Raw genomic sequence first — 9,455 nt, 5'->3', positions numbered from 1 at the left:
CACCCCCGGCCGCGCCATGGGCGTGGCCTTTGCGCATGCCGGTGTCGGCCCGGTTGAGCCCGCAGGCGCGGACCTTGACCAGCACCTGCGTGCCTTTCGGCTTGGGTTGAGCGACGTCGGAAATCCGAGCGCCTTCAGGGCCGTAGACGTAAGCCTTCATGGATTGCTCTCGCTTCTTGCAGTGATTATTCCGCGGCTTCGCGTTGCGGCTGAACGATCATGCCCTCCAGCCGGCTGCGGATGATGGCTTCGGCCTCGCGCACGATGCGGAAGATGAGCTCGGCGCAGGTCGGGATGTCCTGGATCAGGCCCTGCACCTGGCCGGCCGACCAGATGCCTTCGTCGGAATTGCCTGTCGCGTAGACCATCTTGCCGCGGGCCCCCGCAACGAGCTCGCGGATGTCCTCGAACTTGGCGCCTTCCTTCTCCATCGCGACCACCTTGGTCGAGATTTCGTTCCTGGCGACGCGCGATGTGTTGCGCATGGTGCGGAAGATCAGCTCGGTCTCGCGCTCGTCATTGGCGACGATCTTCTCCTTGATGAGCTGGTGGATCGGGCTTTCCTTCGTGGCCATGAAGCGCGTGCCCATGTTGATGCCGTCGGCCCCCAGCGCCAGTGCAGCGACGAGGCCGCGGGCATCGGCAAAGCCGCCGGAGGCGATCATGGGGATCTTGACCTTGTTGGCGGCGGCCGGGATCAGGATCAGGCCGGGCGTGTCGTCCTCGCCGGGATGGCCGGCGCACTCGAAGCCGTCGATCGAGATGGCGTCGACGCCCATCCGCTCGGCCGAAAGCGCATGGCGCACGCTGGTGCATTTGTGCACGACCTTGACGCCGTGCTTCCTGAACTCGTCGACGTGCTCCTGCGGCTTGTTGCCGGCGGTCTCGACCACCTTGATGCCGCTCTCGATGATGGCGGCGCGGTATTCGGCGTAGGGCGGCGGCTTGATCGCGGGCAGGATGGTGAGGTTGACGCCGAACGGCTTGTCGGTGAGGTCGCGGCAGCGCGCGATTTCCTTCCTGAGGTCCTCCGGCGTCGGCTGGGTCAGCGCCGTGATGAAACCGAGCGCGCCAGCATTGGCGACGGCGGCGACCAACTCGGCGCGGCCGACCCATTGCATGCCGCCCTGGACGATCGGGTGCTCTACGCCGACGAGCTTGGTGAACCGTGTCTGCAACATGATGTGTTTCCCCCCGCCTCTCGTGGCGCTTTGTTATCGGTTGATGGCGGCAGGATGACGCCGGGGTCGGAAAATGTCTATTGGATCGGCTTGCGGTGAGGGCGGGGCAATCATGCGGGGGGTGAGGGGGATTCCGCGGGGCGGATAATTTCAGTTCCGTCATCCCCCCGCAACCGCGAAGCGGTTGTCGCTGGAAGTGCGAGCCATGGGACGCAACGCGTCGAATGGGGAGCCTCGAAGGATGAGCGGCCGCGCTGCCAGAGCCGGGCTGTCGCCCTTCGAGGCCTGCGCTTCGCTCCGGCGCCTCAGGGTGACGGTCATGGATCGGAGTTGCTGCTCCTCCATCGTCATTGCGAGCGTAGTGAAGCAATCCAGGATATTTCCGCGGAGGGATTCTGGATGCTTCGTCGCAAGGGCTCCTCGCAATGACGGAGCACGAGGCAAGGCCATCGCTCTTCAATTCGCACTTCGAACAGCAGACACACGATCGCCCTCTCGCGGCGCATTCTCGCCCGAGTTTTGCTTGATCGCGTCGCCCTTATCGAGACAAGGGCGCAGGGAAGGCCGGGCGCCGGCTGGCACCCGCAGTCCGTGCGCGAAAAGATGCACACGGGGTGGACCACAGGTCAGCCGAACGCCCGGCCTTCCCTGCGCGATGGTTTACGGCGTACTTCGTGCTCTCCCCGGGGAGCGATGCACTATTGCCCCCGTCGCCATGCAGATGATCGATGCGCGCGCCCGGTCGGGCCGCCACATCACTACAAGACTTGACGCACAGACCCCGGGCGTCAGGACCACACGACTTGACCGTCCGCGCACGTCTTCGCATGTCGCTTCGAGGGTTGGCGCGTGCTCACGCCCGAAGCCATGCGAAGACGCTGTCAGCGCCGGGTCGTATGCGCAAAGCCCTGTTGCTCACGGTTTCCCGCCCTGCAACGAGCTTCGCGCCCGACGCCGTCGCGTCCATCGCTGCCCAGCCCGCGGTTCGTGACGATCGCGATCCGCCCCTTGTCTCGGGCCAGGGTGTTCGCTTGTACGACAAATCCGAATTTCGGTAAAGTGGAATATTTGCGGCAGCGGGGCTTGACAGGCGGGGTGCGGGATTGTGCGGGTGTGTTGCCCGACGGGCGAGGGGGCGCTTCGAACTCCGGCGAGGTGTTGTGCGCGCCTGCTATCAACACGTCATTGCGAGCGCAGCGAAGCAATCCAGAATCGTCCTGCGGAGGGATTCTGGATTGCTTCGTCTCTGTGCTCCTCGCAATGACGGCGAGGGGATGATGGAGGTTCGTAGCCCGGATGGAGCGCAGCGCAATCCGGGGCTGGTGCGGCAAGCGAGGGCGGTCCCGGATTTCGCTGCGCTCCATCCGGCTACTAGGCCGCTACGGCGACACGGCCGCCAATCCAGGGCTGCGGCTACTCCGCCGACAGCCGCACCATCTGGCGGCCGCCGTTCATTTCCTTGAGGCGGTTGACGAAGTTTTCCGGGCGCTGCCAGCGGTTGGGGACTTGCAAGCCCATGAACTCGGCGATGTCGCCGATGAAGCCGGTGCAGTTGGCGGTTTCGGCGTTCCAGACCGGAGAGCTCGCCTGCAATTTCTTGATATAGGCGAACACGCGCTTGGCATCGGCCTCGTTCAGATAGACGCGATAGTTCGCGGTCAGATAGTCCGGATCGAGATCGCCGTAGCTCGCGCCGGTCTCGGACGGCACGAAGGTGATGTGACCGAGCACGTAAGCGAGCGTATCGCCCGCCGGCGTGAGGCCTGCGACCTCGACCGCCTTCTCGCTGGTCTTGCCGTACCAGACGAAAGCATGGCCCCAGCTTGCGGCCGTGCGGGCGCGGAAGTCGACGTAATACGGACCTTTCTCCACGCGCGCGAGGGAGCGCCGCGTCGATTGCGGCGCCGGCCGTGATGTGGAGCCGGTCGTGGCAAGCGCATTGGCGTCAACGCGCTTGTTCGCTTCGTGCGCCGAAGCCGAGGGCATCAGGCACGCGATCATCGCCGCGAGCGCGAGCCCCGCAAGGATGCAGGATCCCGATCGATCAGGTCTGTTCGTCACGCTGTGCCCCTCGACTGTCGGCCGCTTACGCTGGTTTTGCGCGCCTTGCGCTGGCGCGTCAGTAGCGCGCCGCGACCGGGCCGGGCGCCTTGCCGATCGGGGCCTTTCCAACCGGGCTCTTGCCAATCGGCATCTTGCCGATCGGCGCCTGCTCGGCCGGATAGGCCGGCACGGGCTGACGGCGCGGCAGATCCGCAGCGTTCGCGGCCGTCACCAGAGCAAGCGTGGCACCCAGAGCAATTACAATCTTCTTCACAGCGATACCCCTAGAAGGTTTGGTCCAAACACGGCAGTGCCGTGCCCCCAGACACGCCTCACAGAAGGGCGTCCGAATGCGACCAAGTTGCGGCGTGCGCGAGGCATGTCGGCGGCATTGGCGCGCGAAGATGTGATGTGTACGGATGTTTCGGAGGGGCGCGATGCCGGTCTGTAGGATGGGTAGAGCGCAGCGAAACCCATCGGCTATTTGCGCGACGAGAGATGATGGGTTTCGCTGCGCTCTACCCATCCTACGCACGTCCGCGATTTCGTAGCCCGCATGAGCGCAGCGATATGCGGGGTCTTTTACGGATGGTCCCGGATGTCGCTTCGCTCATCCGGGCTACGGCACCGATGTTCTCACCCGATCCGGTTGAGGCTGTTCCGGATCGTCGCGAAGATGCCGCCGATGTCCTTGCGCAAGGCGTCGAGCGCGTTGAAATTATCGAAGATGCGGGCGAGGCGGTCTTCCACCTCGCGCTTGCTCTTGGCCAGCGTCTCGACGCGTGAGGCGAGGGTGACGTCGCCGTTCGCCTCGATCTCGCCGACGGTTTTGGCGAGGAGGTCGCGGGTGGTGCCGACGTCCGCGATCATGGCCTCGATGCCGAACACCGGGGCCTTGAGCGGGACGAGGTCGTTTTGCGACTTCGACAGCTCGGCCTTGAAGGCGTTCAGCGTCGCCAGCGTCTCCTGTAGCGCGCCGAGGCGCTGGCGCGACTGAAGGACGAAATCGTTCAGCGCGTTCTGGCGCTCAGTGAGGGTTTTGCCGTCGGCGTCCGTCTCGACATCGGCGAGCGAGCGTTCGAGCTGGGCCCGGCGTTGGCCGAGCTCCTCGAAATCGAGCCGGATGGTTTTCAGGATGTTGAAGCTGTCGTCGATGCGGGCGAGGCGCTGCTCGATCTCGATCTTGTTGTTCGACAGCGTTTCGACGCGGGTGGCGAGCGGCGCCTCGCCGCCGGTCTCGAGCTCGTCGATGCTCTTGGCAAGGCGATCGTGGCTGAGGCTGAGCTCGTCGATCAGGGTGTTGATGCCGGCATCCGTTGATCGCAGCGGCACCAGCTCGGCGTGGGATTTCGCCAGATCCTCCTTGTACTGGTTCAGTGTTGCAAACGTCTCCTGGACCGCGTTCACCCGCCCCAGAAGCGCCGACACGTCGCGCGCGATGTCCCTCTGCCGGTCGGCGAGATTGTTCTTGCGGTCGTCGGTCTCGAGGTCATGCAGCGAGCGTTCGAGCTGATTCTGGCGGTCGCGGACCTCAGTGAAGACGGGCTCGACCGCGCGGCGCTGATCGGCCACCTTGCCGACCATCTCGCGCAGCGCCTGCTGGCGGCGGCGGATCTCGGCGAGCTGGTCGTGCATGTCGGTGGATTCGTTGCGACCCTGCTGGAGCAGCGCGCGCTGCTCGGTCTCGCCGAGCTTGTCGTGGAGGGCGGAGACCGCTTCGCGGGGATCGCTTTCGATCAGGTGCTGGACGGTGGCATCGAGGTGGTTTTGCAGGGCGTGGGCGACGACGACGTCCTCCCTGGTCTTCCTGAGGCGGTCGCGCAATTTGTCGAGGCGCCGGTCCTGGCGTGACAGCCGCCAGGCGGTTGCCCCGATCAGTGCCAGACCTGCGGTCAGGATCGCGCCGGTCGTGAGGCGCTGCGGCACGGGCAGGCCCGCGAACCAGGCGGGCAGGTGACTGAGGTCATAACCGAACGCCTGCTGGGCGAGAAACGTGATGGCGGCGAGCAGGACAAACCAGGCAACCAGGAAAAACAGCCACATCGTGACTCCTCAGCCGGTACACATTTTCGCCATGATTGCTATTGGAGAGCGGAACCGAGATCAAGGCCCGCGCGGCTCGCCGGAGGTTTCCGGTAGCGCGATTCACGGCTGGTTGCGTCAGCCGATCAGTGGAGAGCGGCTGGGTTGCCGGGTTTTCCCGAAGACGCGAGGCCTGTAGCCCGCATGAGCGCAGCGACATGCGGGACCACGTCAAGGCCTGTCCCGGATGTCGCTCCGCTTATCTGGACTACCGCGTCGTGCTCGCGATCACTTCCCGAGGAAGTTCGAGCGCATCCTGTCGGCGAACCAGACGACGAAGATCGCAGCGAACGCGAGGGCAAAGTACAGAGCCGTCCACAAAAGTGCATTACCGGCATTCGTCATGGCGTCCTCCTTGCATCAGAAATCGATCTGTCGCCAGGAAGGATAATGGCGGCCGCCACGGCGCGATTTGCGCAGGATCAATTTTGCCGCGCTGCAGCGAAAATGGCCGGTGAGCCGTCATTCCAGCGGCACGATGGTGTTGCGTCCGCGAATGATGGTCAGGCTATAGCCTGTGGCCCGGATGGAGCGAAGCGCAATCCGGGATTCTCTCCCCGCGGCAAGCGCCCCGGATTCGCTTCCGCTCCATCCGGGCTACGGCACCGCGTGGTGGCTACAGCCGAAACTCGTTGGTCAGCTCGCCGATGCCGTCGATCGCGACGGTCACCGTGTTCACCGGCTCCTTCATCACGCCGACGCCGACCGAGGTGCCGACGGCGATGAGGTCGCCGGGGAGCAGGGTCATGTCGTGGGAGATTTTGCTGACCAATTCCTGCGCGGTGAAGATCATGTCGGAGATCGGGTAGTTCTGCCGCTCGGCGCCGTTGAGAATGGTGCGGACAACGAGCTTGGCCGGATCGAGGCCGGTTGCGATGACGGGGCCGAACGGGCCGTAATCGTCGATGCCCTTGGCGCGGGCCCATTGCGGGAAGGTGGGGTCGCTGGTGAGAATGTCGTTGGCGGTGATGTCGTTGACGCAGGTGTAGCCGAAGATGAAGCCGTCGGCTTCGCCCGGGGAGACACGCGCGCAGGTCTTGCCGATGACGATGCCGAGTTCGCCCTCATAGGTGGTCTTGCCGTCGTAATAAGAGGGACGGCGGATCACGGCGCCGGGCGTCGTGATGCTGGTGGTGGCCTTGAGCAGATAGAGCGGCTCCGGCGGCTCGGGCTGGTTCAGCTTGGCGGCCAGCGCGTGAAAATTGTTCCAGAGCGCGACGATCTTGCTGGGCGCGCACGGGGCGAGCAGTTCGACCTCCGACAGCACCAGGCTCTTGCCGGTCGGGGCGTTGCGGCCGAACATCTCGCCCTCATGCACCCTGATCCCCGATGGCGTCAGCGTGCCGAAACCGGTCGTGCCGGCATGGCGGAAGCGCAGCCAGTTTTTCACCTCGGTTGTCATCACGCCACCGCCAATGCGCGGGGATCCGATAGCGTCGAGACGCCGTCATAGAGGCCGGCGATGCGGGCGCGCTGGGTCACCATCGCCAGCACCGAGTCGAGTGCTGGCGTGGCGATGCCGGTGAGGCGGCCCATCTCCTGCACGACGGTGACGAGCGGGTCGATCTCCATGGGGCGGCCGCGCTCGAGATCCTGCAGCATGGAGGTCTTGTGGGCGCCGACCTTGCGGGCACCCTCGATGCGGCGCTCGACGTCGACGCGGAATTTGACCCCGAAGGTCTCGGCGATGCCTTGCGTCTCCACCATGATCGCGCGCGACAGCGAGCGCGTGGCCGGATCGGTGCAGATCACGTCGAGCGTTGCGTGCGTGAGCGCGCTGATCGGGTTGAAGCAGACATTGCCCCACAGCTTCAGCCAGATCTCGTCGCGGATGCGGTCGAGCACCGGGGCCTTCAGGCCGGCGGCGACGAAGAGATCGGCGAGGCGCGTGACGTCCGAGGTGATCTCGCCCGAGGGCTCGCCGAGCGGGAAATTGTTGCCGTAGACGTGGCGGATCACGCCGGGCGCCTCGATCTCGGTGGCGGGATAGACGATGCAGCCGATGGCGCGCTCGGCGCCGATCTCGCGCCACTGCCGCCCGCCGGGATCGATGCTCTCCAGCGTCGAGTTCTCGTATTGGCCGCCGTGCTTGTAGAAGTACCAATAGGGGATGCCGTTGACGGCGGTGACGATGCGGGTATGCGGGCCCAGGAGCGGCTGCATCTTCTCGATCACGCCGGTGATCGAATGCGCCTTCAGCGTGATGATGATGTAGTCCTGCACGCCGAGCTCGGCGGGATCGTCGGTGCAGCGGGGATGTACGGTGTGCTTCTCCTCGCCCGCGAGCAGCGTCAGGCCGCGCTCGCGCATCGCGGCAAGGTGGGCGCCGCGTGCGATGAGGCTGACATCGGCGCCTGCGCGCGCGAGCTGAACCCCGAGATATCCGCCGATAGCGCCGGCGCCGTAGATGCAGATCTTCATGAAGTCCTCGCGAAGGAGCCGAATTGGCAGTTGGTTCGATCGATGGGGCCACGGGGCCGCTGCACCTCTCCCGCTTGCGGAAGAGGTCGACGCGCTCGGAGAGCGCGGCGGGTGAGGGCTCTGTCCTCTTGGGGAGTCTCCCCAGCGGAGACACCCTCCCCCCAACCCTCTCCCGCAAGCGGGAGAGGGGGCGCGTCCTTTCCGTGGCTGGAAGCGTGCGACGCTTCAGGCGGCTGCTTGCGGCTTGCCGTTGATGGCCTCGTCCATGGCAGCTGCGATGTCGCGCATGCTGATGACGGAGACGAGGCTGTAGTCGTCGATCACGGGCAAATGGCGGATGTGATGAATGTTCATCAGATGGCGGACGTGCTCGATCGTGTCGCTCGAGGTGCAGGACACCAGCTGCTGCACCGAGACGAGCTGCGAGACCTTGACGTTGACGGCGTTCGCGCCGTGCTCGGCGACGGCGCGCACCACGTCGCGCTCGGTGAACATGCCGACCGCGGTGTTACCCTCGGAGCGGACCACGTCCTTGACCACGAGAGCGCTGATGTTGTTGGCGCGCATCAGCTTGGCGGCGATGCCCACCGTTTCGTTCATTCGCACCGTGACAACGCGCGGTGTCTTCTTGCGCAGAATGTCTCCGACCAGCATCGCAACCTCCCTGGGTGAATGTTGGGAGAAGTGTGGTATACATAATGCCAATCGTCAAGCATTGGATTGGGTGATCTGAAAAATCTTGCGACAGCGATGCTGACGTTTGTCATCGAGACAAAAAGAAAGGGGCGCATCGCTGCGCCCCGTTCTCGTCGTGCGAAAGCGTGCGGCGGTTACGCCGTCTCGGTCGTTGCGCTTGTCTTGGCGCTGCCGGTCGCGGCCTCGGTGCTCTCGGCTTCCTTGCCGAGGATGAAGGAGCGGCGCAGCGGCTTGATCACGAACAGCGCCATCAGCGCCGCCGTCGCATTCAAGGCCACGGCGACCACGAACACGGCCTTCCAGCCATAGGCCGCCGAGATCACGCTCGCGAGTGGAACGAGCAGGGAGGCGGTGCCCTTCGCGGTGTAGAGCATGCCGTTGTTGGTGGTTGCGAACTTCGAGCCGAAGGTGTCGCCGCAGGTCGCGGGGAACAGCGAGTAGATCTCGCCGAACACGCCGAAGTAAACCGCGGTCGCCAGCACGAAGACCAGCGGGATGTGACCGTAGGCCGACAGCGTCAAGAGCATCAGCGCGGCGGTGCCGAACGCGATGAACATGGTGTGCTCGCGGCCGATCGTGTCGGAGACGAAGCCGAAGAACGGGCGACCGAAACCATCGAGGATGCGGTCGAGCGAGATCGCGAAGGTCAGCGCCGCCATCTGGAAGCCGGCGAGCGTGACCGGCGTGTCGGCGATCTTGAAGTCGTGCGCGATCGGGGCGATCTGTGCCGCCGTCATCAGGCCGCCCGAGGCAACCATGACGAAGACGAGGTACATGATCCAGAAAATAGGGGTGCGCAGCACCTGCGGCGGGGTGAAGTCGATCTTGGTCTGCGGCAGATTGAGCTGCTTCTTCTTGGGCGGGATCGAGAGCCGCGGCGGCTGGATGAAGAAGGCGAGCGCGAACACGATCACGCCCTGGCCGATGCCGAAGGTGAGGAAGGCGTGCTGATAGCCGCTCGATGCGATCATGCTCGCGATCGGCACGATGGTGAGGGCGGCGCCGGCGCCGAAGCCCGCGGCCGTCGCGCCA

General features: G+C 65.0%; 8 protein-coding genes and 1 pseudogene. All 9 read right to left on the bottom strand.

Annotated features, from left to right (window positions below):
• A pseudogene (locus MOV74_RS21770) lies at positions 1–160 on the bottom strand (quinone oxidoreductase); the annotation flags it as partial.
• Between the two features lie 25 nt (positions 161–185).
• A complete protein-coding gene (locus MOV74_RS21765; protein WP_246926540.1) occupies positions 186–1,181 on the bottom strand; it encodes a nitronate monooxygenase family protein in 996 nt (331 codons plus the stop codon).
• Positions 1,182–2,594: 1,413 nt separating this feature from the next.
• Positions 2,595–3,242, bottom strand: coding sequence for a hypothetical protein (locus MOV74_RS21760; protein ID WP_246926538.1), 648 nt, complete (start codon positions 3,240–3,242; stop codon positions 2,595–2,597).
• 58 nt (positions 3,243–3,300) lie between these two features.
• A complete protein-coding gene (locus MOV74_RS21755; RefSeq protein WP_246926536.1) occupies positions 3,301–3,498 on the bottom strand; it encodes a hypothetical protein in 198 nt (65 codons plus the stop codon).
• Positions 3,499–3,860: 362 nt separating this feature from the next.
• Positions 3,861–5,267, bottom strand: coding sequence for a hypothetical protein (locus MOV74_RS21750; RefSeq protein WP_246926534.1), 1,407 nt, complete (start codon positions 5,265–5,267; stop codon positions 3,861–3,863).
• A gap of 655 nt (positions 5,268–5,922) precedes the next feature.
• The gene (locus MOV74_RS21745) at positions 5,923–6,708 is read right to left on the bottom strand and encodes a fumarylacetoacetate hydrolase family protein (protein WP_246926533.1); all 786 of its coding nucleotides are present in this window, start codon (positions 6,706–6,708) and stop codon (positions 5,923–5,925) included.
• A complete protein-coding gene (locus MOV74_RS21740) occupies positions 6,708–7,727 on the bottom strand; it encodes a 2-dehydropantoate 2-reductase (protein WP_246926532.1) in 1,020 nt (339 codons plus the stop codon). The genes MOV74_RS21745 and MOV74_RS21740 overlap by 1 nt, the downstream gene beginning before the upstream one ends.
• 225 nt (positions 7,728–7,952) lie before the next feature.
• Complete coding sequence (locus tag MOV74_RS21735) at positions 7,953–8,381, bottom strand: CBS domain-containing protein (protein WP_246926531.1); 429 nt, start codon at positions 8,379–8,381, stop codon at positions 7,953–7,955.
• A 176-nt stretch (positions 8,382–8,557) separates the two neighbouring features.
• A partial coding sequence (gene oxlT / locus MOV74_RS21730; RefSeq protein WP_246926523.1) for an oxalate/formate MFS antiporter occupies positions 8,558–9,455 on the bottom strand: 898 nt, incomplete at its 5' end.

This window comes from Bradyrhizobium sp. SHOUNA76, assembly GCF_023006445.1.
GTDB lineage: Bacteria > Pseudomonadota > Alphaproteobacteria > Rhizobiales > Xanthobacteraceae > Bradyrhizobium.
This window is presented reverse-complemented; position numbering and strand designations above follow the sequence as displayed.

What these genes read in the sequence shown, in the direction of transcription:
- MOV74_RS21765 (WP_246926540.1), bottom strand. Translation starts at nt 1,181, where the DNA reads ATGTTGCAGACACGGTTCACCAAGCTCGTCGGCGTAGAGCACCCGATC.
- MOV74_RS21750 (WP_246926534.1), bottom strand. Translation starts at nt 5,267, where the DNA reads ATGTGGCTGTTTTTCCTGGTTGCCTGGTTTGTCCTGCTCGCCGCCATC.
- MOV74_RS21745 (WP_246926533.1), bottom strand. Translation starts at nt 6,708, where the DNA reads ATGACAACCGAGGTGAAAAACTGGCTGCGCTTCCGCCATGCCGGCACG.
- MOV74_RS21740 (WP_246926532.1), bottom strand. Translation starts at nt 7,727, where the DNA reads ATGAAGATCTGCATCTACGGCGCCGGCGCTATCGGCGGATATCTCGGG.
- MOV74_RS21735 (WP_246926531.1), bottom strand. Translation starts at nt 8,381, where the DNA reads ATGCTGGTCGGAGACATTCTGCGCAAGAAGACACCGCGCGTTGTCACG.